The sequence below is a fragment of the Bdellovibrio sp. HCB290 genome (assembly GCF_047305925.1).
Lineage (GTDB): Bacteria > Bdellovibrionota > Bdellovibrionia > Bdellovibrionales > Bdellovibrionaceae > Bdellovibrio.
The window spans coordinates 3,549,181-3,570,288 of sequence record NZ_CP178620.1 but is presented as its reverse complement, the minus strand read 5'-3'; the positions used below and the strand labels follow the sequence as shown (position 1 = coordinate 3,570,288).

Annotated in this window: 25 protein-coding genes; 12 read left to right on the top strand and 13 right to left on the bottom strand. The window is 45.5% G+C overall.

Annotated elements, in window-relative coordinates; genetic code table 11:
- Positions 1-25 precede the first annotated feature (25 nt).
- Positions 26-1,540 (top strand): hypothetical protein, encoded by a 1,515-nt coding sequence (locus ACLVWU_RS17440; RefSeq protein WP_413576169.1) that lies wholly within the window; start codon positions 26-28, stop codon positions 1,538-1,540.
- On the opposite strand, the gene ACLVWU_RS17435 is transcribed toward ACLVWU_RS17440, so the two are convergent.
- Entirely contained in the window at positions 1,537-2,838 is a 1,302-nt protein-coding gene (locus ACLVWU_RS17435; protein WP_413578809.1) for a hypothetical protein, read from the bottom strand. The genes ACLVWU_RS17440 and ACLVWU_RS17435 overlap by 4 nt on opposite strands.
- Before the next feature lie 89 nt (positions 2,839-2,927).
- Here ACLVWU_RS17435 and ACLVWU_RS17430 point away from each other — a divergent pair, with 89 nt between their 5' ends.
- Positions 2,928-3,425 (top strand): FBP domain-containing protein, encoded by a 498-nt coding sequence (locus ACLVWU_RS17430; protein ID WP_413576168.1) that lies wholly within the window; start codon positions 2,928-2,930, stop codon positions 3,423-3,425.
- A gap of 1 nt (position 3,426) precedes the next feature.
- On the opposite strand, the gene ACLVWU_RS17425 is transcribed toward ACLVWU_RS17430, so the two are convergent.
- Positions 3,427-4,200, bottom strand: coding sequence for an exodeoxyribonuclease III (locus ACLVWU_RS17425; protein ID WP_413576167.1), 774 nt, complete (start codon positions 4,198-4,200; stop codon positions 3,427-3,429).
- Between the two features lie 93 nt (positions 4,201-4,293).
- On the opposite strand from ACLVWU_RS17425, the gene ACLVWU_RS17420 reads away from it, so the two are divergent.
- The 3 genes from ACLVWU_RS17420 to ACLVWU_RS17410 are packed head-to-tail and all read left to right on the top strand — an operon-like array spanning position 4,294 to position 6,987.
- On the top strand, positions 4,294-5,277 hold the full coding sequence (locus ACLVWU_RS17420) for a 2-hydroxyacid dehydrogenase (RefSeq protein WP_413576166.1): 984 nt from the start codon (positions 4,294-4,296) through the stop codon (positions 5,275-5,277).
- 7 nt (positions 5,278-5,284) lie between these two features.
- A complete protein-coding gene (locus ACLVWU_RS17415) occupies positions 5,285-6,607 on the top strand; it encodes an MBL fold metallo-hydrolase (RefSeq protein WP_413576165.1) in 1,323 nt (440 codons plus the stop codon).
- Positions 6,604-6,987 (top strand): MGMT family protein, encoded by a 384-nt coding sequence (locus ACLVWU_RS17410; RefSeq protein WP_413576164.1) that lies wholly within the window; start codon positions 6,604-6,606, stop codon positions 6,985-6,987. Before ACLVWU_RS17415 ends, ACLVWU_RS17410 begins: the two co-directional genes overlap by 4 nt.
- On the opposite strand, the gene ACLVWU_RS17405 is transcribed toward ACLVWU_RS17410, so the two are convergent.
- The 4 genes from ACLVWU_RS17405 to ACLVWU_RS17390 form a co-directional block, all read right to left on the bottom strand.
- Complete coding sequence (locus ACLVWU_RS17405; protein WP_413576163.1) at positions 6,965-7,375, bottom strand: hypothetical protein; 411 nt, start codon at positions 7,373-7,375, stop codon at positions 6,965-6,967. The two genes, ACLVWU_RS17410 and ACLVWU_RS17405, sit on opposite strands and share 23 nt — an antisense overlap.
- A 137-nt stretch (positions 7,376-7,512) precedes the next feature.
- Complete coding sequence (locus tag ACLVWU_RS17400; RefSeq protein WP_413576162.1) at positions 7,513-8,319, bottom strand: pirin family protein; 807 nt, start codon at positions 8,317-8,319, stop codon at positions 7,513-7,515.
- Between the two features lie 133 nt (positions 8,320-8,452).
- A complete protein-coding gene (locus ACLVWU_RS17395) occupies positions 8,453-10,258 on the bottom strand; it encodes an amidohydrolase (protein WP_413576161.1) in 1,806 nt (601 codons plus the stop codon).
- A 60-nt stretch (positions 10,259-10,318) separates the two neighbouring features.
- Positions 10,319-11,035: a hydrolase gene (locus tag ACLVWU_RS17390; protein ID WP_413576160.1), complete on the bottom strand. Its 717-nt coding sequence runs from the start codon at positions 11,033-11,035 to the stop codon at positions 10,319-10,321.
- 157 nt (positions 11,036-11,192) lie between these two features.
- Between ACLVWU_RS17390 and ACLVWU_RS17385 the strand changes: the two genes are divergently transcribed.
- The 3 genes from ACLVWU_RS17385 (at position 11,193) to ACLVWU_RS17375 (ending at position 13,236) form a co-directional block, all read left to right on the top strand.
- A complete protein-coding gene (locus tag ACLVWU_RS17385) occupies positions 11,193-12,110 on the top strand; it encodes a LysR family transcriptional regulator (RefSeq protein ID WP_413576159.1) in 918 nt (305 codons plus the stop codon).
- Positions 12,111-12,174: 64 nt separating this feature from the next.
- Entirely contained in the window at positions 12,175-12,612 is a 438-nt protein-coding gene (locus tag ACLVWU_RS17380) for a nuclear transport factor 2 family protein (RefSeq protein ID WP_413576158.1), read from the top strand.
- Between the two features lie 48 nt (positions 12,613-12,660).
- The gene (locus ACLVWU_RS17375) at positions 12,661-13,236 is read left to right on the top strand and encodes an SRPBCC family protein (RefSeq protein WP_413576157.1); all 576 of its coding nucleotides are present in this window, start codon (positions 12,661-12,663) and stop codon (positions 13,234-13,236) included.
- Between the two features lies 1 nt (position 13,237).
- Here the strand turns inward: ACLVWU_RS17375 and ACLVWU_RS17370 are convergent, their stop codons facing one another.
- Positions 13,238-13,648: a CoA-binding protein gene (locus tag ACLVWU_RS17370; protein WP_413576156.1), complete on the bottom strand. Its 411-nt coding sequence runs from the start codon at positions 13,646-13,648 to the stop codon at positions 13,238-13,240.
- 18 nt (positions 13,649-13,666) lie between these two features.
- Positions 13,667-13,813 (bottom strand): hypothetical protein, encoded by a 147-nt coding sequence (locus ACLVWU_RS17365; RefSeq protein WP_413576155.1) that lies wholly within the window; start codon positions 13,811-13,813, stop codon positions 13,667-13,669.
- 64 nt (positions 13,814-13,877) lie between these two features.
- Here ACLVWU_RS17365 and ACLVWU_RS17360 point away from each other — a divergent pair, with 64 nt between their 5' ends.
- Positions 13,878-14,393: a hypothetical protein gene (locus ACLVWU_RS17360; RefSeq protein ID WP_413576154.1), complete on the top strand. Its 516-nt coding sequence runs from the start codon at positions 13,878-13,880 to the stop codon at positions 14,391-14,393.
- A gap of 2 nt (positions 14,394-14,395) precedes the next feature.
- On the opposite strand, the gene ACLVWU_RS17355 is transcribed toward ACLVWU_RS17360, so the two are convergent.
- Positions 14,396-15,730 (bottom strand): chloride channel protein, encoded by a 1,335-nt coding sequence (locus tag ACLVWU_RS17355; RefSeq protein WP_413576153.1) that lies wholly within the window; start codon positions 15,728-15,730, stop codon positions 14,396-14,398.
- A gap of 109 nt (positions 15,731-15,839) precedes the next feature.
- Between ACLVWU_RS17355 and ACLVWU_RS17350 the strand changes: the two genes are divergently transcribed.
- Positions 15,840-16,331, top strand: coding sequence for a hypothetical protein (locus ACLVWU_RS17350; RefSeq protein WP_413576152.1), 492 nt, complete (start codon positions 15,840-15,842; stop codon positions 16,329-16,331).
- An 11-nt stretch (positions 16,332-16,342) separates the two neighbouring features.
- On the opposite strand, the gene ACLVWU_RS17345 is transcribed toward ACLVWU_RS17350, so the two are convergent.
- The 3 genes from ACLVWU_RS17345 to ACLVWU_RS17335 all read right to left on the bottom strand — a co-directional run bounded on the left by ACLVWU_RS17345 (position 16,343) and on the right by ACLVWU_RS17335 (position 18,097).
- Entirely contained in the window at positions 16,343-16,990 is a 648-nt protein-coding gene (locus tag ACLVWU_RS17345) for a L,D-transpeptidase (RefSeq protein ID WP_413576151.1), read from the bottom strand.
- Positions 16,991-17,067: 77 nt separating this feature from the next.
- A complete protein-coding gene (locus tag ACLVWU_RS17340; RefSeq protein WP_413576150.1) occupies positions 17,068-17,493 on the bottom strand; it encodes a hypothetical protein in 426 nt (141 codons plus the stop codon).
- A 109-nt stretch (positions 17,494-17,602) separates the two neighbouring features.
- A complete protein-coding gene (locus ACLVWU_RS17335; RefSeq protein WP_413576149.1) occupies positions 17,603-18,097 on the bottom strand; it encodes a hypothetical protein in 495 nt (164 codons plus the stop codon).
- A gap of 187 nt (positions 18,098-18,284) precedes the next feature.
- Here ACLVWU_RS17335 and ACLVWU_RS17330 point away from each other — a divergent pair, with 187 nt between their 5' ends.
- Positions 18,285-19,052: a DUF4423 domain-containing protein gene (locus ACLVWU_RS17330; protein WP_413576148.1), complete on the top strand. Its 768-nt coding sequence runs from the start codon at positions 18,285-18,287 to the stop codon at positions 19,050-19,052.
- Positions 19,045-20,100 carry a hypothetical protein gene (locus ACLVWU_RS17325; protein WP_413576147.1) on the top strand — a complete coding sequence of 352 codons (1,056 nt, stop codon included), beginning with the start codon at positions 19,045-19,047 and terminating at the stop codon, positions 20,098-20,100. The genes ACLVWU_RS17330 and ACLVWU_RS17325 overlap by 8 nt, the downstream gene beginning before the upstream one ends.
- Positions 20,101-20,138: 38 nt before the next feature.
- On the opposite strand, the gene ACLVWU_RS17320 is transcribed toward ACLVWU_RS17325, so the two are convergent.
- A complete protein-coding gene (locus ACLVWU_RS17320; protein ID WP_413576146.1) occupies positions 20,139-21,065 on the bottom strand; it encodes a hypothetical protein in 927 nt (308 codons plus the stop codon).
- Positions 21,066-21,108 lie beyond the last annotated feature (43 nt).

The window sequence follows — 21,108 nt, the reverse complement described above, 5'->3', positions numbered from 1 at the left end:
TGCAAAGAGCCGTAACCTTAGTCCTATGAGTAAAAAGCAAATCACCAGAAGTCTTTTTGTATTTGCTGCTTTTCTGTTTTCACAACAAGCATTTTCCTCTGCAGTTGTTGAATCAGAGTTTGAGCTAGTTCTTCCAAAGCAGTTTCAAGAAAATCTTATTGAGGAAAAGTGGAAGTCTCTCGAAAACCAGGAATTTCAGGCAAACTGGCAATTTCCTGATCAAACCGTGGAAGCCGCCAACGGCGTACAAGTGCAGCTAAAGGGCATCTCGATCTCATTAAAGACCGAATTAGAGAAACCAAGTCTGGGTTCCAGCCAAACGCAAGTAATCTTGAATTCCAAGGACCTGTCGGCGCAAATGACGATAGCTGCGATTTCTGTGGATCAGTGGATCGAGCAGACAGTCGGTGGCATCACCGGTCGCTTTCACCTGGTCGCAGACTGTCCTAATGTCGTATTAAATATGAAATCTGGAATGGGTTCATTTTCAGTATCTGTTAATCCCAAGGTGGGTTCGAATCAGGCGGGCGGAGCTGTTCAGGACGTTTCTTTGTCCTGGCTAAAGGATGCCTGGAGCGCTGGCGCCATTGAATGCACGGGAGCTGAAGGATTTGCGGATATCGTAAATCAACAAATTACTCAGATCTCAGCGGACTCGGCAGCCTTCGTAAATCCCAAAAAAGAGCTGATTCTGTCATATTTGAACGGCTACATCGGGAAATGGTCTTTCGACTTCTCAAAACCAAGACAGCTGGTGAGTTCCCGAGACGACATCAATATCAGTATGATGGTTGATAGTTTCGATGACGCAAATCCAGAGCGAGCTTTGGCAAAAGGCCGGGTGATTGTGGAGTTCACCCGTGCGCCACAGTCCGAGACGACAAAACTGGAACTGGCAAAAGGCGATGTTAACTACGGAACCTCCGGTCAGGCCATGATTCGACTCCCGGCAGGATTTGCGAAAGAGATGATCAGTCGCGGATATGCAGCAAACTCCTGGGTTCATCAGTTTTATTCCAGTCAAATTTCTGGATTCAGTTCCGTGATGAATTCCCGCTTTATGCAGTTCTTTGTTTGGCCGGAACTTATGGATTATCCAAAATCCAGCAATTTCCTATTCAACGTCTATTCAAACAAGGATCCCAAAATTTCTGGTTCGGGTTTGAAGTATCAGCTGAGTGTGAATCTGTATTCACAAATGAAGGCTCCAAAGAACAGCAAATACATCCCATTCATGAACTTCACGGTTCCATTTAGTAGCGGAATTTCTTTGGGAATTTCTGATAGCAAGGCCGCAGTTAAATTTACGGGAACCTCTCTGGATTTACGGTATGCATGGGATCCTTCTTACGTGAAAAGCTTTAGTCCGCGAACACGTTTCGCATCTTCCACGATAGAAGGTAAGATTCTGGGAGCTATCGCCGGCAAAACCTTTAATGTGACTTTGCCAGCAATTCCATTGACGGAGGGTGTGAGCTTGAAAATTAAAAAAGCCACCTCTTTGTCAAACTCAGATCTTTTGTTGCAGTTAGCCCCTTAGAATGAACGGCCTATCGTTAAAAGGTAGGCGTCATTTTTGGAATAAAGGCCGAGCGGATTTTGAATGTCCCCGGAGATAAAGTTTGCCGTTAAGTTGGCACTCCAGGAATCAAAGAATCGCCGGCCAATTGTGACTTCCACAAAGCTGCTAAAGTGAACTGTGTCGTACAATCCCAATACGGAAGCGTTCCAAATTTCCTTCCAGGTTAAGCGTCCACCGGCCATCCAGGCGCGACGGAATATTTCGGTGAATGAGATGTTCGAGTCATTCTTTCGTTCCGTATCAAGGAATGAGTACTGAATAATTCCAATCAGCATGGCGTTTTCAAAGTTAAAGGTTTTCTCCAGGCCCAGAACATTTTCATGAATCCATCCGGGGAGATTCACGTAGTCTCCATAGTTATCTGAATAACTTGTGGCGTACTTAAATAGAAAGTCCCACTGCCGACTGACCAGCGAAAACCCTCCCTGACGAATTCTGTATTGTTTGGTATCCAGCCTGACATCGGGATCGACTTGGATGACAGTTTTTGGGGAAACCGCAATGATCGTTCCCGTTACCTGGGGTTCAATAATGGGAGCCGAAGCCGCGCCATCATAGCCCGAGATGGAAAAATCAAAAATCGAAATGGTTTTCTGCAGGCGAAGTGCAAAGTTGTGATCCAGGGCATCGTTCAGGACATCTTCATTTCCCCAGGTATAGCGAAGATTCGTGGGTAACAAAAGAACCAGATCATTTCCGGGCACCTGTGGAACAAAGACTTCGCGTGGTAGCCAACGGCTGTTTTCCCCAGGCAATATGGTTTCGCGCGCCTTTGGCATATACATTAAATCATAGTCGAACCATTTCAATGATTCAGAAATCAAAACCGAGGGCGCACCCAGTTTTTTCGAGCGGATTGGATCATAGATCTGACGACGATTGATCATGTCCAACGGATTGTAACCGTCAGTGATCCCCCAAGTGACGATGTTGTATCCTACAGATATATCAAGCACATCCTTTTGGAACTTAACGTAGGCTTCCGAAGGGTCAAAGAAGAACTGCTCTTCGGTGGATTTGTTGTCAGGGTTCGCGACCAATACGGGCTTTGCATAAACCCGCCAGTGCTCACCCTTTTTCCATCGCATCATGGGATCAAGTTCCAGCTTGAAAAGACTGTCGTTGGTATCCTCACCATATTCCTCGGGATAATAGAACTCCGTCATTTGTAAGTCGGCTCCAAAGTTCCATTCGGATTCGGCAGTGGCAATCAGTGGAAAAATGGTTAATGATATTAAAAGGACCAGAAATTTCATCACACCAGTGTATTCCCACCTGGGTTGGACCGTCTGCATGACTTCTGACAAATTGTGGGGTACCATAGGGGTTGTGAGGAAGGTTATTCATGCAGTCACAAATTTCAAATTTTCAAGCAGAGCATTTCTTTTCAATTTCTTCAGAAGAAGAATTGGTGCAGTGTTTTCGGGTTCGTGATCAAAAGAAACTAGTGCTGCCGGATAACTTAAGATATCCCTTCAATGTTCAGTCTTACTTCACCTGGAAAGAGTCATCAGGCGTTTACACCTATTTGGTTTGCAAGATGCCAAACTGGGATATGCCTCGGGGTGTTGCCTTTAAAAGAACTCCACCCAGCGGAGAGCCTACCGGGGGATTGTGCAACTGGTGCAATGCCTATGGTTCTTCTGAAGACATCGGCTTGCTGACAGTTACGATGAATGCCAATGTCAGCAACTCTTATTTTATTTGTCAGGATCTACGCTGCATTGAAAAGATCGAAGAAAGTGCGGCGCGCGGAGGCAAGAGCCCTGAAAAACATATTCACGAGCTTTACCACAGAATGGCAAAGCTGTTTGAAAACATCAGCAGCTATCGTCAGGATTAGTTTACTTTTTAAGAGTTAAACGGATTGGGCAGTGATCAGATCCCATCACGTCAGGGCAGTGGGCCGCAGCCTTCAAGCGATCCGAAGCCTCTTTGTTAACCAGGAAATAATCCAAGCGCCATCCTATGTTCTTTTCCCGAACTCCGGGACGATAGCTCCACCATGTATAATGATCAGGACCGGGTTCGAACTTTCTAAAGCTATCGACCCATTCGTGTTTTTCCAGGAACTTGGTCATCCAGGCGCGTTCCTCTGGCAGGAAGCCAGCATTCTTCATATTGGTCTTGGGATTTCTTAAATCAATTTCTTTGTGAGCGATGTTGAAGTCGCCACAGATGATTACTTCGCGGCCATTTTTACGCAAAGCCTGCAGACGTTTTTCCGCAGCCGCACAAAATTCCAGTTTGAAAGGCAGGCGGGTGAGTTCGCGCTGACTGTTCGGCCAATAGCTATTCACCAAAGTGATGGGGCCGAAATCTGCTTCCAGCCAGCGTCCTTCATTGTCAAACTTATCAATACCGATTCCCACGCGAACATCGTCGGGTTCTTTTTTGGAATAGATCGCAAGACCTGAATACCCAGGCTTTTCCGCAAAAGCCCAGGCCGAGTGATACTTCGCAGGATGGTAAAAGTCTTCATCCTTTTTGATGGCATCATCAGTCACTTTGATTTCTTGCAAGCAAACAACGTCTGCCTTCTCTTTCTCAAACCATTCTCTGAAATTCTTTTTATGAACCGAGCGCAGACCGTTTACATTCCAGGAAATCAATTTCATTTCACAACCTCGTAGACGCCCTAGTGTATCACATTTTTAATGGCCTTGGGTGATAAACAGTGCAACAATTTTTTTATTACGAAAGGACTGGCTATGAAGATCGCCTTTTTTAGTGCGCGTAAGTATGAAGAGGACATTTTCACATCAGTGTTTCAGGACTCTGGTCTGAAAATGGAATTCCTGGAAATTCGGCTTACTTCAAGAACTGTTCAGTTGGCGAAAGGCTATTCTACGATCTGCTGTTTTGTGAATGATCTTCTAAGTGCAGAGATATTAGCTGAATTGTCCAATTTGGGAGTGAAGAATATCGCGCTTCGCTGTGCCGGCTTTAACAATGTGAATTTACCGAAGGCAAAAGAGCTGGGCATTCACGTGGTACGCGTTCCTGAATACTCACCCTATGCCGTTGCGGAGCATGCGGTGGCTTTGCTTTTAACTCTCAATAGAAAAACCCACCGCGCGCATGCACGCATCCGCGAACTTAATTTTTCCCTGGAAGGCCTGGTTGGCTTTGATCTGCGCGGTAAAACTGTGGGCGTTGTTGGTACAGGAAAAATTGGGCGAGTGTTTGCCGGTATCATGAAGGGGTTTGGATGTAAGATTTTGGCATACGATCCTTATCCATCCAAAGAGATGGAGGGCGTAGGCAGCTACGTCACTTTGCCAGAGATTTTTAAAAAATCAGATATCATTTCACTACATTGTCCCTTGAACGACAGCACTCGGCATTTAATGTCAGCATCCACTTTTGAAATGATGAAGCCCAATGCCGTTGTGATTAACACCGGCCGTGGGGCATTGATTGACTCTAAGGCCTTGATTGAGGCACTTAAGTCTCACAGAATTGGCGGGGCCTGTTTGGATGTCTATGAAGAGGAAGAAGGCGTGTTCTTCACGGATCAGTCTTCTGGCGGCATCATGGATGACGTGTTGGCGCGATTGACGACATTTCCCAATGTCATCCTGACGTCTCATCAGGCATTCCTAACAGAAGAAGCCCTGCGAAATATCGCGGAAACCACGCGCGATAATATCCGCAATCTGCTGGATAGTGGTGCATGTAAGAACGAACTTTGAGGAATCAGTGGCAGTAAAAGTATCCAGAATATTTCATGCGGGCTATGTGATGGAGTGTGCAGGCACCCGTATCGCATTTGATCCCTTGTTTGAAAGTCCTTTCAGTCGTAACTGCTATGCATATCCAGCGGTTGAGTTTGACCATGCGGCAATCAGAAATCTGCGCTTGGACGCCGTTTTTGTCTCGCATTACCATGATGATCATTGTTCCTTTGATAGCTTAAAACTTTTGGATCGCACCACTCCGATTTACATGTTTTGTATTCACGACGAAATGTTTTCGTGGATTAAAGAACTTGGATTTTCCCAGGTCTACGCTTTGAAGCTGAATAGCTCCGTGCGCATTGGATCATTCGAAGTCATTTCGCATCCGGCATTGGATATCGATGTGGATTCAGTCTTTGAAGTCCAAGTGGAAGGGTTGAAAATTCTAAATGTCGTGGATTCCTGGTTGGACACTGAAACCTATGAAAGTCTTGCGGCACAACGTCCTTGGGATCTTGTGATGTGGCCATTTCAAACCATGCGCGAACTTGAAGTTCTTGAACCCACCGAAGCTCAGCCCTCAGACCGTAAACTTCCATCAGAGTGGGTTGAGCAACTGCAAGGTTTGCGACCACGCACTTTAATTCCCAGCTCCTGCCAATTTCGCATGGAGGATTGGTCTTGGTATAACCATGCGTTTTTTCCGATCTCTTATAAGGATTTCACATCTCAGATATTGAAGGCACTGCCTGAAACCAAGATTGTGAATTTAAGACCGACCACAAGTATTCTGCTGACTAAGAGCGGAGTTAGTGAGGCCGAGAGTCTTCCTTGGGTCAAGCTTGTAGGTGATCCACAAGCGGACTACCAGTATCAAGCGGATCTGGTGCCTCCAACAACCGCGCAGATCGCCAGTCACTTTCCCAAATTGGATTCGGAAGGAAAAAAAGAAGTTGTTCGTTATTGCACGCATGGACTGATTGAAAAGTTTAAAGAAGTCGGTCCCTCTGGGGATTTATACTTTAACAAGCCCCGAACTTGGCAGCTCTTGGTCTTTGACCAGGACGGTACAAGCAATGAATTTATCTATGAAGTAAATGAGGACTGCCTGAGTCCTCTTACCAAAGCGGATTCTGCTCCCGAATGGAGTACCGAGGTCATTGCTGCCAAGCTGTACTCGGCCCTTACAACCGGGGAGAGCCTGACTTCTTTATATTTGCGCGTGAATAAGACCGTGGATGTTGAGGTCATCGAGGATCCATTGATCCGCTGTCTGTTTAATGGGGAGTTTGGATCATACCAAAAAGCCCAGCTTGCCAGAATTAAGAATGAGGAGGCCTTGTGAGTATCGTACAGCTTTCAGATTTTTCAAAAAAAGTGATTGAAACGATTCTTAAAATTCCTGCGGGTAAGGTCGCCACTTATAAGCAGATCGCAGAACTTTCGGGAAAGCCACAAGGCTCGCGAGGGGTTTCGTGGATTCTGCATTCATCCTCGACAAAATACAAACTGCCCTGGCATCGGGTTTTGAATTCACAAGGTGGAATCTCTTTTGATCCGACAAGCAGAAACTACAAGGACCAGAAAAGAAAGCTCGAAAAAGAAGGTGTGGTTTTTAATGCCAGCGGAAAGCTGGATTTAAAGAAGTATCAGTGGAGCAAGCGCCCGACCGTCAAACGAAGTCAGGCGCAACCGCGAATGTTTAGTAAGGACGGCACTCGCTAAGATTCAAGTTGATGTCTGCGCTGGTGCCGAATTTAGTTCTGCACTGAAAGCGGCCATCTTTGGAAATATTGCTGATTTCAATAAACGCATCTGCAAACCAAGCGTTTTCTGATTGGCACTCAAGTGTTTGAATCAAATAGTGGTCAGCAGACTTATCTTCAACGCGGCAGTTTGGCTTGGTCGTCATTTTCTCAACATCCTGATTGCAGATATTGCCGTATCTTAGGAATTCTGTCGTTGTGCCATCAGCGTGCACCCAGCTTGCAGTTAACGGGTAGAAGTTAAAAAGCACGTCGCCTTTTTGTGATTTGCAGCGAAGCATATCCGGAGCAGCAAAAGAAGTGGCAGACACAAGGATCGTGGCGACAGCCAAGATTAGATTATTCATACATTCCCCCTAAAGTGGAGGCATTTGACTTGTTTGCGGTTCACTCGTCAACCTCGGAAACGCTGAGTCCGTGTGGTTTTTAAGGAGTTTTAATAAAAAAGGCGAGCCAGAGGGCCCGCCTTTTTGTGGGGAGGGGTTTAAGGAAGTTTGAACAGGATCATTTCAGAGTCCTCTTTAGCCTTAATGCTTACAGAGGCAAGATCTGTGGCCGCAATGGCGTCACCTGTTGCCAGTTTTTCACCATTCACTTCCACGTCACCTTTAACCACTTGAAGCCACATGCGGCGATCGTCGCCAATCGTGAAATCAAGAGCATCAGATTTTTTCAAACGTGAAATGTACATGTCAGCATCCTGATGAATACCAATTGTACCATCTTTGCCATCTGGAGAAATCACATGAACCAGTTTTTGCGAGTTCAGTTCTGTCTCGAAAGATTTCTGTCCATAACCAGGTTGTACGCCGCGAACTTTAGGCATAATCCAAATCTGAAAGAAATGGGTCTCTTTGCCTTCTTCGTCGTTGAATTCAGAGTGCATGACACCAGTTCCTGCACTCATGCGTTGCACTTCACCGGGTTTAATCACGGCCACATTTCCCATAGAGTCGCGATGTTGCAATCCACCTGATACCACATAGGAGATAATCTCCATATCGCGGTGAGGATGGGTGTCAAAACCGGAACCACCAGAAATGCGATCTTCGTTAATCACGCGAAGTGGACCGAAGTGCATGTGCTCAGGATCGTAGTATTCAGCGAAAGAAAATGTATGGCGGGATTTCAACCATCCGTGTTCTGCATTACCTCTGTCGTTGGATCTTCTAATTGTTAGCATACCTTTTTCCTTTCTTGTTAGAGGCACTGCCCCTGCAATCAAACCTATTGCTGTCGTGGTCGCTGCTATAATAAAACCGCGACGTTTCAGGGGAATCTTCAAGTTCATGAGTGCCTCCCATGAATAAGAGTATCGACGATATTAACTAATAAAAAAATTATTAAGAATTAATCAACTATATAGACGCAGGTTATATAGTTTAAAGAACGGGGTTTGTATAATACCCCGTAAAAACAGATACTTATCTTGTATGTTGGTAGCCGCCGAAGTAGTTAACTGGAGACCATTCAGGGATGGCGCGGGGAGCTTTCGGCGCCAGCTCAGAATACTCTTTTTGCGCTGACATCACTTCGCCACCCACCACTGTTAATTCTGAATAGATATCTTTGATCTCTTTTTCAGGAACAGTGAAGTAGTCCTTATTCAAAACCGCGAAGTCGGCAAATTCACCTTCGACAATATCACCTTTCAAAGTTTCTTCTTTCGAGAACCAAGCAGCACCTTTCGTCATCAGGTACAGGGCTTTTTCACGGGACAGGCGATTGCGATCACTCATGTGTTTAAAGTCGCCAACTGTTTTTCCGGAAACATGCCAGAAAAGTGTGATCCACGGATTGAACGAAGACACGCGGGTTGCATCAGTTCCAGAACCCAACGGAATTCCAAGCTCCAGGATATCAGCAATCGGGGGAGCTGATTGGGCCGCTACTCTTCCGTACTGTTTTGTGAACTCTTCGCCTTGGAATGCCATGCGGTCTTGTACCGAAATCCCACCACCCAGGGCTTTGATACGCTGAAGATTTTTATAGGTCACAGTTTCCGCGTGATCGATAATGAATCTTTCAGGAAATGGACCGCCTTCTTTTTTAATTTCCTCCACCACATTCAAAATTCTGGCGATGGATTGATCGTAAGTCGCATGAATTCTAAAGATCCATTGATGTTTAAAGATCAATTTTAGAATCGGCTTTAATTCCTTTTCCATATTTGCAGGCAGATCAGGTCTTGGCTCCATGAAGTCCTCAAAGTCTGCGGCTGAAGCAGTCAGATTTTCACCAGCACCCATCAGGTGGTAATGATTATCGACATGAAGTTCATGCAGACTTGCCGGGTGAGCCGCTTTCGTCCAGCGCTCATAGTCTTGCAATTCTTTACCTGCTACCGGAGCAAATAGGTAAAATGGAATTCTGAGTGCCAATTTTTTCTGGTCATTCAGTTCTTTGGCGATGCGGTGATCTTCAGGAAAAAAGAATCCGCCACCACCAGCGTCGATCACGCCAGTCAGACCCAGACGACTTAGTTCATTAAAGTATAATACTGTGGAATTGCGCTCTTCTTCACGTGATGTCAGCTTTGGTGTTGCCATCAGGGTTTTGTAAAGAACCATGGCGTTGGGTTTTGCTGTCAGAACGCCAGTGGGAACTCCGTTTTTATCAAGCTCCACTTCGCCACCCGGGAATTTTGTGTCCTTGGTGTAGTTCAGGGCTTTGACACCTGCGGAATTCAGGAATGCCTTCGAATAAAGGTACATCACAAACACCGGGCGATTCGGGGAAGCTTCATTCAATTCTTTGATTGTGGGAAATCTGTTTTCTTTAAACTGATGCGGGGACCAGCCACCAACCACGCGTACCCATTGTCCTTCGGGAGTGCGAGCCGCCTGCTGTTTAATCATCTTAAGTCCTTCTTTTAGGGACTTTACTCCGTCCCACCGAAGTTCAAGATTGTAGTTAAGTCCTGCGCGAATCGGGTGGTGATGGGTATCAACCAACCCCGGAATGATAGTGCGACCTTTGGCATCGATGACTTTAGTAGTGTCGCCTTTTAATTTTAGAATATCCTGGTTGTTTCCAACTTTCACGAAGACACCATTTTTCACAGCAAAGGCTTGTTGAAAGCCGTTCTTGTGAGAAAAGACTTTAGCGTTTTGTACGATAAGGTCTGGTGATGAATTGGCTTGGGCTTTTGCAACCGAAGTGTAAGTCAATGCGGCAGCGGTCGTGAATAAAAGAGCGTTCTTGATTTTGGTTCTGACGGAGTTTTTCATGATGAAGGTTTCCTTGGAAGAAAAAGGGCGCTGAAGATTCAGCGCCCGGAAGTTATTGGCTTATTTGGATTTTTCTTGAGCGCCTTCTTTAGCGCTGAACATTTCTTTTGCGTAGATGATACCCAAACCGTAGCCACCACCGTGTTGTTTTGCGATACCAGTTACAGCGTCATAAGTTGCACCACGAGCCCAGTCACGTTGTAGTTCCAGAAGATACTGCATCCAAGTGATTGGTTTTGCGCCGGCTTGAACCATTCTGTCCATAGCTGCATCATGAGCGATGGTTGATACACCACCAGAGGCATCAGCTACAAAGTACACTTCATAACCTTCTTCGATAGCTGAAAGCACGGGGCCTACGCCACAAACTTCAGTCCAAAGGGCTGCGAATACCAGTTTCTTTTTGCCATATTTTTTAACTACATCTGTGACACGGTCATCTTCCCAAGTATTCATTGTTGTGCGATCAATTGGTTTTTGATCAGGGAAGACGGCTTGAAGTTCTGGAAACAATGGGCCCGAGAAAGATTTTTCTGCTACTGTTGTCAGAATTGTTGGAACCTTGAAGACTTTTGCTGATTTCGCCAGTGCCGTAACATTGTTACGAAGTTCCTGTACGTCCATGGATCTTACTGCGAAGGCCATTTGTGGTTGGTGATCAATCAGAATCAATGTGTGATTGGTTGGAGTTAATAGTGCTTTTGCTGCTTTGCCTGCTTGTGCTTGAACTGCTGACAATGCGATCAATGCTGCGAAGATTACTTTAAATGCTTTCATGTTGTTCCCCTTTAAGGTGTTTTGTTTTTTTATCTGCGATTCATCGTTGTGTGCGTCGCTTCGATGAATTCAATATCGGGCAGATTTATCTTGAAAAAAATTAATATGTTTTTATTATCATGATAAATACCGTTTATATTGTTTAGGAGCCTTGAAAGTGACTATCGACCAGCTAGAAACCCTTGAAATGATTGTGGAAAAGGGAAGTTTTAAAGCCGCCGCAGAACACCTCTATAAAACTCAACCTAGTTTAAGTGTGGCGATTAAGAAGTTGGAAGAGGAATTCGATCTGCAATTGTTTAACCGGGAAGAATACAGACCGAAGCTGACGCCGGAAGGTTTGGTATTCTACAACTGGGCCAAACAATGTCTTTACTCATTCCGTGAACTAAAAACAGTCGGCATCGAGTTAGGTTCAAAGAAGGTGGAGCCTTATTTAACAATCGTTTTGGATCCGTTGGTCCGCTTTGAAGCCATCGAAGGTGTTTTTCAAGAAACTGTATTAAGCAAATATCCCACCGAGATGACCTTTAGAACAGAAATCATGAGCGGGGGATTGAACTCTCTGCTTTCCCAGGAAGCGGACTTTGCGATTTCCACGAAATCTGAAGAGAACGACAATGTGGAAAGTGTTGCTTTTGACAGAATCGAGATGGTTCCCGTGGTTGCGAAGTCTTTGGCAAAACAGCTTCAGAACATTTCCTATAAATCTTTAAAGCAATATCCGCAGATTGTGGTTCTTCAGCAGGGTGATAAGACTAATTTGTTAAAACGTGATCGCAAAGGCGTCGTGGCAGATTCAAAAAAATGCTATGTCACAGATCATGCTTTAAAGCACCGCATGATCATGAATGGATTCGGTTGGGGGCGTTTGCCGCTGAATGAAATTGAAAAGGAACTGAAAAAGGATACTTTGCTGCAGATTGAAGACGAGCAGGTGAAGCCTTTTCATTTGGATCTGCATATTATGCGTTTAAAACACAAACCCATGGGCCCAGTGGCGCGTGCCGTGTGGGCGCAGCTTTTGAAGAATTGCACGGCCGTGCAGACGAAGAAAAGTACGCGCTCCAAGTGACAGGAATGTCATGTGAGTCTGATCTGCCGTTGCCATATCATAGTGATTCTCACGGAGGATCACCATGCCAGCACGGCAGTACAAAGATTTTTTTTTAAATTATGTCCAAGCTTATAATCAGGGATTGCAGGGGGACCTCGATACTGATTTGATTCGCAGCTTTTTCACGGATCATTTTCTTGCCGCCGGACCTGACAATGTGGAAACAGGTTCCAATAATCAATTTTTCTCTTCAACCATTCAGAAAGCCTATTCTTTCTATCGGAAAATCGGAGCACGCGAGCTGCATATTCGTAACTTCGTGGTGACTCCCATTGATCGCTTCCACGACATGGTAAAAGTCTATTACCGTGCGGAGTACAGCCCTAAGGGGGCGCCGATCAAAACTATTGATTTTGATGTGACCTATTTCATGCAACAGGGGCATGCGGGGCCTAAGATTTTCGGATTTGTAGCCGGAGACGAGATGCAAGCTTACCGGGATGCAGGATTAGCTGTTTGATTTTAAAGGATTTTTAGAACACCATGATAATTCACGGAGGAAAGTATCATGGTAAAAAAGGTCCTAATTGGCTTCTTGGTCGTTGTTGTTCTGTTCCTGGGTTATGTGGCAACCCGCAATAGTACATTTCGTTATGAAAACAGCGCGGTCATAAACGCTCCCGCAGAAAAGATCTTTCCATATCTTAGCAATTTCAAAATGGGTGGTCAGTGGAGCCCCTATGAACAAGCCGATCCCAACATGAAGAAAACCTTCAGTGGTGAAGATGGTCAAGTTGGATCTGCCATGGATTTCGAAGGTAATTCCGAGGCGGGCTCCGGGCGTCTGGAAATGAAGGAAATCAAGCCGAATGAGTTTGTTCTTATTAAATTGATTATGACCAAGCCGATGAACGCCGAGCAAATGGTTGAATACAAGCTTGCTCCAGAGGGTGACGGCACGCGCTTCACTTGGACAATGTATGGCGATGGTGGGTTCATGACCAAACTTATGACCGTATTGATTGACTGCGAAGCGATGTTCAAAGGGCAGATGCAAAAAGGTTTCGACAATCTTAAGAAAGTTGTCGAAACACCAGCAGCGGCTCCGTCGGTGGCAGAGCCAGCAGCATCACCGGCTCAGTAATCTAAAAGAATTTTTTATGTTCGATGATAAGGCAGCGGTTAGAGACTACTTTAATCCCTGCCTTTTCTGCACGGGCTTCTGCTTCAGCATTGCGAATTCCCAGCTGCAGCCATAGCACTTCGACGCCGCCTAAGGCGATAGCCTCGTCCACCACTTCCGGTATTTTTTCAGAAGCGCGAAAGACATCAATAAATTTGCGGTATTCCTTGGGGATTTCAACCAGGGACTTATAAATTGTAAAGCCGTTGGCTTCATGAGGCTTAGGATAGGTGCCCACCATTTCCCAGCCGTGATCACGCATGTACAGCGGAACATAGTGACTGGGTTTTGTCGGATCCGGGCTTAGTCCATACACCGCAAACTTTTTATACTTTTCCATCACAGATTTGATTTCATTTTCAGCGACGTTCATTGCGCAACCTTTCAAGATTCATTGAGGATCCGGCGGTAACCGTTTTTCAGGTTGTCCTGGTGGTGGGTCTATTTCCGGTACCTTACTGGGTTTCGGGTCAATTTCAGGAATATCTTTGCGCGGATCCTTTTTGTTGGGATCTTCAACAGGATTTTTTACGGGCATTGCAGAGTCTCCTTGCTTGACATAGTTTCAAGGAGTTTATGAAAATTCAAGCAAGAGGTGCCCAATGAGATTCTTAGCAGTAATTTTGTTTTCGATGTTAGAATCCGGCGCCTTGGCTGCCGAAAACTTCAATCACATTACTTGTGAGTATCAACAAAATGAATCTGGTTGGGAATTTGCGGCCGTGAACTACAATCGTGATGGATTGGTATTGCAACCAGGTGAATCAAAAGCCATCGTGGGTGGATGGACTTCTTCCAGAGAAGTAAATGTGGGTTTTTGTCTGGCGTTCACCGGAGTCGCTGAGACTTCACAAATTCAAAATACGTTTTTGGTTTTTGAAGGTCAGGAAATCCTTGGTGTCGATCCCAATACCTGTCAGCCCTTCGGTAAAGGTATCACTATTCTAAAGTCTGAGAACACGACTTCCCGCAGGGGAGAAGTCGTGGATATGTCCGTGGAAAATTGGTTCGACCAAGGTGGTTCCACATTATTGATGAGACATTACGTTCCAACGCAGACAGAAAACAGTAAAGTGACTGAAATCGCAGCCGCGAAATGTGCGGAGCTGCGACCTTAAGTCTATTCCGTCTTGCGAGCAGTCGGATAGTATTCGTGCGGGACTTGCAGTCCCCGACGAACAATTTTTTCCGTCATAATGGAATTCTTCATCAATAGCGAAGAAACAACATAAGCAATCGAACAGCATCCCAAGAGTGGAACCAAACCCAGCGGTTGCTTGGTGCCCTCAAGTGCAAAAATCACTGATGTCAAAAGTGCACGCGAGGAGCCTGCAAATAGTGCCGCCATTCCCACTAAGGCCATAGCGTGAGGATCAATTCCCCATTCAGGAAAAACAACGGTCAATCCACTTCCCACAATAAATCCAAAAGCCGAACCCAATGTTAAAAGCGGAGCCAGTGTCCCACCAGAAGTACCGCTACCAAGGGCAATGGACCAGGAAAGAAACTTCCAGACTAGAATGCTGACGGCGGCTCCCACGGTCAGGGGGCCACTTAAGCTCATGGAAATATTCCCGTAACCCACGCCCAAGCTTCGCGGTTCGATCAAGCCAATAAAACCCACAGCAATCCCACCAAGTGCTGGCCACCACATCCAGTGCAGCGGCAGCTTTTCAAAGGCATCTTCAATCCAGTAAATAGACTTGGTCACGACAATACAAAGTAGCCCCATCACCACGCCGAAAGCCAGAAACACCAGCAATTGTGTAGGTGAAGTTTCCCCTAAAGTGGGCATTTGAAAGAACGATTCGCTGCCAATAAAGACACTTCGCAAAGTCGCAGCGATCACTGTCGCTAAAACCACGGGAATAAAAGATTTGGCGCGGAATTCAAAAAGCAAAAGTTCAATGGCGATCATGACTGCAGATAGTGGTGTGCCAAAAATCGCAGACATGCCTGCGGCTGCGCCCGAAGCCAGCAGAATTTTGCGTTCATACGCAGTAACAGGAAGAATCTGCCCGATCCAGGAACCCAGTGCTCCACCAGTGGCGATGATGGGGCCCTCGGCACCGAATGGTCCCCCGGAACCAATAGCAATTGCTGAAGAGAGCGGCTTCAGTAACGTGATTCTGCGCGGGATGCGACTGTCGCGCTCTAGGATATTTTCCATGGCTTCCGGAATTCCGTGACCACGAATGGCTTTTGATCCCCAGCGCGCCATCGCACCTACGATCAGGCCCCCGATAATTGGAATCAGAATGGAAATCACCCCTAAACCATGTTCGGCCGGGGAGCGTTCGTGAAATGAAAATTCCTGGAAATAGAACAGATTCGTGCAAAGCTGAATCATCAATAATAAAGCTTTAGCGACAAAAACCATCACGACGCCAATCAGGCAACTGATTGAGTATATAAAAAGCACCTGTCGTTTTCTGCTGAGCTCATGTTCTGCCATCAATATCTCCGATTTGGGGAATCTGCGCCTACTCTTTAAAAGCTTCAATGCTTTGGACCTTGCATCGAAACGGTGTGTCATGTAATTTTCTCTCTCAAGGAATCTGAATATGGAAAATACGAACTGCGTAGTCTGTCAAAAACCTAAGGCAAATTTGGAATGTGGTGTGTGCCACGAGCATGTCTGTAAAAAGTGTGCGCAGTTTGTGGATGAAGGTACATTCTCGTATATGGAAACGATTCCTGACATGTTGAAATCCAGCGTGTTTTGCGGACCTTGCTATGATCTAAACATCGCTCCAGAGCTTGAACAGTATGAAGCTGACATGGAGAAAGCCAAAACGATCAGCATCTATATGACCTCTGATTCAAAGGTGACCTCACGATTCAGCCGCAAAGAAAAAGCCATCGAAATCAAAGACTGCCCTGACCGTGAGGAGTTATTGATGCGTTTGGGGTTCCTGGCAGTCAAAGCCGGATTCAATGCGCTGATTGATGTGGAAGTTAATTCCGAAAAAGTAAAGCCCGGCGGCAAGTATCAGTATACGAAGTGGAGTGGGAAAGGCGTTCCCACTCAGATCACTTCGCGCAGGTTTTTATAATAATTCACCAGCTATTGCACCGTGATCCAAACTCGGCTGATGCCATAGGATCGAACCAGGCGGTTGAAGGTATAACCATTATCCGGATGCATGCGTATGCAACCATGGGATGCAGGTGTACCTAGCTTCGGCCAATTGCTACGTGGAGTTCCATGGAGGGCATATCCTCCGGTGATGAAGACGGCATAAGGCATGTTGCCCAAGCCATTGTAATCACCCTCTGGATACTTCGAAGAAGTATAGCGATCATAGATACGACCGTTTGGATGGCGATCAAAATTCGGAGTGCCGTATCCTTTGATGCCAGTTGATACGGCCCATGAACCGCGCAAACTGCCATTCACATACAGGTACATGCGCTGTGAACTTTTCACGACTTGTGCCCAAACAGCACAGGCGTTACGTCGACAACCAGCAAAAGGTCCCAGAATGTCATCTATCACAGTGTTGATGTGTGCAGGCTTACCGGTCTCTTCTTCGTAGATTCTGTCGTAATGATCCAGGACTTGTTCAACGTTCGGATCGAAAGGATCGATATCTTCAAGCATGTTAGGAATGCGGTCATCATCGATGTATGTGGAAACTTCTGCTTGCGCATAGTTCCCCACTAGTAACAGTAGGGAAAGGCTGAAACATGTTATGTGATGGCTTGTTTTCATGTCGCACCTCAATTTTTGAGTGGGTTTTTCTTACCCACAGTGTACGCTTGCGTACAAAAAATCGAGGTGGACCTAGGCTAATACGAGACTTGTGTAGCGTCTGAAACTGTCAACGTTTCATTTTCTACATTTTTCATGACAAGGGCGAATTGGTTTTTCAACAAATCGCTGTCTGAGATTGTGTGACAGAACAAGAATGTCAAATGCAGACGTTCCTTGTGAGTCAGCTTAAACAAATCCCAAAGGCGAGGAAGTGTATCCATGGAGAAGTGTCTTTTCTTGTCAAAAACAAGCTTCACGAAAGTTTTCGATACCTGAAGCCTATCCGCACAGTATTGCAGAGAGAACGAGTATTTCTTTGCCTTCTCTGCAGCGAATTTTTCTTTTAATAAGTCTCGGTAATCTGGAAATGTACCGTTGTTTAAAGGTTGAACCATATATAACTCTTTGTGTTTGATTGAATTTGGAAGGGCGATCGCCTCTCCGGACAGTTCTGTGAACATTTTAAGCCTCATTTAGGTTAAAAAATTGTTTAAAATCTCGGGAAGGAAAAGCCGGGGAGGTTGAGTTCCCCGGTTTTTTGAGATTCACGCTTTCCAATTCTTCAATGAATTAGTTACGGTCTTGATCTAGTGCAATTTCCATTCTGTTTACGCCAAGATTTACACCGAAACCTTTAGCAAACTGGAAAGACACTTTAAGAGCGATTGTTGGAAGATCGATACGAGTCGCAGTGATAACACCAACGCCACCAAGGATTGCGCCTTGAGCTTGAGCTACGTAGTAAGTACCAAGGATAGATTCTGGGTTAGAATCGAAAAGAGCGATTTCAGCCGCTTGACCAGTCAATTCCATTTTGCCCAATGCGATTTGTGGAGAGAAAGGTTTAGCTTTCATTGTAACAGTTACTGGGTATTCAGCAGTTTGACCCGTTGGAGACATACAAGCCAAAGTACCTTTACCGTTGTATTGGTAGTGACCAAGGATAACTTTGATACCAGAAGCAGTACCTTTGAAGTTCAAGTTACAAGCCCATGCTGGAGCTGTGTAAGCGTGAGCTTGAGAAACACCAAGAACCATTGCGATAGCCAAGAATACTTTTTTCATTTTAATCCTCCTTAGGATTGTATTTGTAGTTCGGTAACTTTTCCGCCGCTGCGGTATGGGTCAGTAGATATTCCGGTTCAAAAGGCTTGTCTAGACCCCGAACGGGACAATGTGTCCCGACCATGCAAATCGGGACAAAGTGTCCCGAACTCTTGCGTTATTAGAGTTTCCTGTCTATATAGGTTGCATGGAAATCACTGTAAAAACTCTATTGATGCAGGAACTAGCAAAACGCCAAACCCGGAATTCGTCGTATTCATTACGAGCTTTCGCGCGTGATCTGGGGATTGGCTCCACGACATTGTCAGATGTGATGGGTGAAAGAAGATCTCTTTCAAAGTCCAACTTAGAGAAAGTGATGGAACGCCTGTTACTTTCCCCTCTCGAAAGAGAACTGCTGTGGGCAGAGTATCGACAAGGCTCCTCCAAGATAGAGATAGATAAGGATCTTCTATTGCAGGAAGATACTTTCCGCATGATTTCAGACTGGTACTATCTGGCGATAATGAATCTGGCGCAGATCCCGACGAATAGAGCAAATCCTCAATGGATTGCAAAACGACTGGGAATCAAAGAAGTAGAGGCAGAGGACGCATTAGAGCGTTTATTCAGGTTGGAACTTTTGAAAAAAAGTCGCAACCGCTTGGTCAGAACGACTAAGCCCATATTAATGAAAGATGTGCCGTCAGCTGCAATACGCAAGTACCACAACCAGAATTTGCACTTAGCAGAGCAATCACTCCACAGGGATCCGATCGATTCACGCCTCTTCAATTCGATGACTATGGCGGTAAACCCCGAAAAGATCCCTCTGGTGAAGGATGTCCTATTAAAAACTCGAAAAAAGATTGAGGATCTGCTACAAGACGGACCGGTATCTGAGGTTTATACACTATCGTTTCTGTTATTCCCGTTAACGAAACTTGAGAATCCTGTGGAGGATCAAAATGTTTAAATTATCAAAAGCCCTAAAAAGCGCAGCAATGCTGGTTCTGGCGTCCATGTCAGTCAGCGCATTTGCTGGTCCTGGTAGTGACTGGGTGGGCAATGGTGGCGGTATCGCAGAAAAGAACGTTTTGTTCGCGTACGAGCGCCTGGAAAACTACATCGAAGTTTGTCTGACTTCCGATGGTTGCAAATTAAATTCTCGCGAGCGTGAAATCATCGCAAAGATTGCTAAAGCACTTCCTCAAGAAGTTAAAAGCCGCATGTTGTACTTTGGTTCTGAAAAGAAAACGCCAGGGTTCTTCATTATCGACGGCTTGGTTCGCGTGGCAAAGACCGGCAGCACACCGGGTTCGCCGATCTATATCAACTCCGATCTTCTTTACAGCAAAAACGCAGCAGGGGACTACACAGCGGTTTCAATTGCTGAAGCGGTTGCGATCCTGGTTCATGAGTTCGGTCACCACCATGGTGGCTACACTCACGAAGAATTGGACTTGCTGGGGGTTCGTATTTCCATGCTGGTACAAACTAAAACTTCCGTGACACCACTTCTTCCGTGGAGCAACGAAGTTTCAGCAATGGTCTTCACTAAAGACGTCTACACGGCTTACCCTGAAGTGATCCTGCAAGTAGGCGATGATTTGATTGATATTTCCAAAGCCATCGCTGACGAGGCAATGTGCTATCGCTATTCTATTCCAATTCCTGTATTGCCAATTCCAGATTTGGATTTGATCAGTAAGAAACCAGCGGGTTCTGTTCTTTATAATCTGCACTGGGATAAGTTCAGCGACAGCGATACGAAAATTAAAGTGAAGTTGATTGGGAATATTTCTAATTCTTGCCTGTTCAAAACGAACATTCTTCTTCGCAGCAACGATTTCAAGATGTCTATTGCATTCTCGGCAACTAAGATCGGCAATAGCTGGAAGTATGATCCAGGCACATTGAAGGTCGAGCAGTACCGCGAACCTTGGTACAAAGTGATTCGCTTGCCATTCCAGCCACTATCCTGGGGCGAAATGGGATTTGAACCAAAACCGATTGGTAACTAAATAAAAAGGGCAGATTGAATCTGCCCTTTTTTTATTCCTTAGTCTTTCTCCAGATACCCTTGGTTCTCGCAGACTTTGTCGTCAGGAAAGGTTTGTAGGCTCAAGGCCCGCTTGTGGGTCGAATCTTCGATAATCGTCGCGATATGGGAACCAGCAAGGTTTACGGCCATCTTGCCTGGGCGATCAGCACCGGGCTGGTAATCACCGATAAAGTCCATTGGATACTTAATGGCCTCTGCGGCGATCGCAGTGCTATTTGCTTTGAAAGCTTTTAGTTGTGAGCTAATAAGGCCTTTTTCTGAGTATCCGCAAGTCATGGATTCATCGTCATTAAAAGAGCCTCGATTTAGAGAAAAGCGATATCCCATAATTCCCCAGATTCTGTACCAGGAACCTTGGTGATCTGCTTCAAAGCCTTTTTCTTTTCCACGTTCTTCAAGGTCACCACGGATATCCACGAATTTATTCCAAAAGGATTTCTCCAAATCCGGAGTCGAATTATAGTAGAACGCTTTGCCTTTGTACCTGGCTTCGTTGCGCAAAAGCTGGTGGATTGTCAGTGCGGCGTTGAAGGTGGAGCCGCCATTCAGTTTTAAAGCTTCTCTGAAAATATTAACTGGATCAACGGAGTTATCAGCCTTCGACATGATCCAATCGCGAAGTTTTTGCTCTTGCCCAGTGCTGTAATCGCATCTGACTTCGCCGGCAATCATATAGTCGAAGAATGCGTCATGATCGAATTTGCAGCGAGCGGGTTTGTGAGTGAAATGCTCAGTTTTATTATCGCGATAGATAAAAAGGGGCTCGGTGGTGCGGGTTTGATTTGGATACTTGTTAATCTCTTTTAAAAAGCATCCCGCCAAAACTTCAGAGTTGATGGATACTTTTTGCTGCTTCGGATACGAGTACGCTTCAACAGCGTGACTTGAATGTGAAAATAGAAAAAAGAAGAGCAGAAAATCCATGTTTCCTTATCGGAAAAGGACCTCTGCTCTTTAATGAGGAACT

Bases quoted from the DNA above. Each gene is read 5' to 3' on its own strand.
- ACLVWU_RS17365 (WP_413576155.1), bottom strand. From the start codon at position 13,813: ATGCCCGTAAAAAATCCTGTTGAAGATCCCAACAAAAAGGATCCGCGC.
- ACLVWU_RS17335 (WP_413576149.1), bottom strand. From the start codon at position 18,097: ATGAAAAAAGTATTCTTGGCTATCGCAATGGTTCTTGGTGTTTCTCAA.
- ACLVWU_RS17430 (WP_413576168.1), top strand. From the start codon at position 2,928: ATGCAGTCACAAATTTCAAATTTTCAAGCAGAGCATTTCTTTTCAATT.
- ACLVWU_RS17440 (WP_413576169.1), top strand. From the start codon at position 26: ATGAGTAAAAAGCAAATCACCAGAAGTCTTTTTGTATTTGCTGCTTTT.
- ACLVWU_RS17400 (WP_413576162.1), bottom strand. From the start codon at position 8,319: ATGAACTTGAAGATTCCCCTGAAACGTCGCGGTTTTATTATAGCAGCG.
- ACLVWU_RS17320 (WP_413576146.1), bottom strand. From the start codon at position 21,065: ATGGATTTTCTGCTCTTCTTTTTTCTATTTTCACATTCAAGTCACGCT.
- ACLVWU_RS17325 (WP_413576147.1), top strand. From the start codon at position 19,045: ATGTTTAAATTATCAAAAGCCCTAAAAAGCGCAGCAATGCTGGTTCTG.
- ACLVWU_RS17345 (WP_413576151.1), bottom strand. From the start codon at position 16,990: ATGAAAACAAGCCATCACATAACATGTTTCAGCCTTTCCCTACTGTTA.
- ACLVWU_RS17405 (WP_413576163.1), bottom strand. From the start codon at position 7,375: ATGAATAATCTAATCTTGGCTGTCGCCACGATCCTTGTGTCTGCCACT.
- ACLVWU_RS17350 (WP_413576152.1), top strand. From the start codon at position 15,840: ATGGAAAATACGAACTGCGTAGTCTGTCAAAAACCTAAGGCAAATTTG.
- ACLVWU_RS17355 (WP_413576153.1), bottom strand. From the start codon at position 15,730: ATGGCAGAACATGAGCTCAGCAGAAAACGACAGGTGCTTTTTATATAC.
- ACLVWU_RS17435 (WP_413578809.1), bottom strand. From the start codon at position 2,838: ATGAAATTTCTGGTCCTTTTAATATCATTAACCATTTTTCCACTGATT.
- ACLVWU_RS17360 (WP_413576154.1), top strand. From the start codon at position 13,878: ATGAGATTCTTAGCAGTAATTTTGTTTTCGATGTTAGAATCCGGCGCC.
- ACLVWU_RS17380 (WP_413576158.1), top strand. From the start codon at position 12,175: ATGCCAGCACGGCAGTACAAAGATTTTTTTTTAAATTATGTCCAAGCT.
- ACLVWU_RS17420 (WP_413576166.1), top strand. From the start codon at position 4,294: ATGAAGATCGCCTTTTTTAGTGCGCGTAAGTATGAAGAGGACATTTTC.
- ACLVWU_RS17370 (WP_413576156.1), bottom strand. From the start codon at position 13,648: ATGAACGTCGCTGAAAATGAAATCAAATCTGTGATGGAAAAGTATAAA.
- ACLVWU_RS17425 (WP_413576167.1), bottom strand. From the start codon at position 4,200: ATGAAATTGATTTCCTGGAATGTAAACGGTCTGCGCTCGGTTCATAAA.
- ACLVWU_RS17390 (WP_413576160.1), bottom strand. From the start codon at position 11,035: ATGAAAGCATTTAAAGTAATCTTCGCAGCATTGATCGCATTGTCAGCA.
- ACLVWU_RS17340 (WP_413576150.1), bottom strand. From the start codon at position 17,493: ATGTTCACAGAACTGTCCGGAGAGGCGATCGCCCTTCCAAATTCAATC.
- ACLVWU_RS17375 (WP_413576157.1), top strand. From the start codon at position 12,661: ATGGTAAAAAAGGTCCTAATTGGCTTCTTGGTCGTTGTTGTTCTGTTC.
- ACLVWU_RS17395 (WP_413576161.1), bottom strand. From the start codon at position 10,258: ATGAAAAACTCCGTCAGAACCAAAATCAAGAACGCTCTTTTATTCACG.
- ACLVWU_RS17330 (WP_413576148.1), top strand. From the start codon at position 18,285: ATGGAAATCACTGTAAAAACTCTATTGATGCAGGAACTAGCAAAACGC.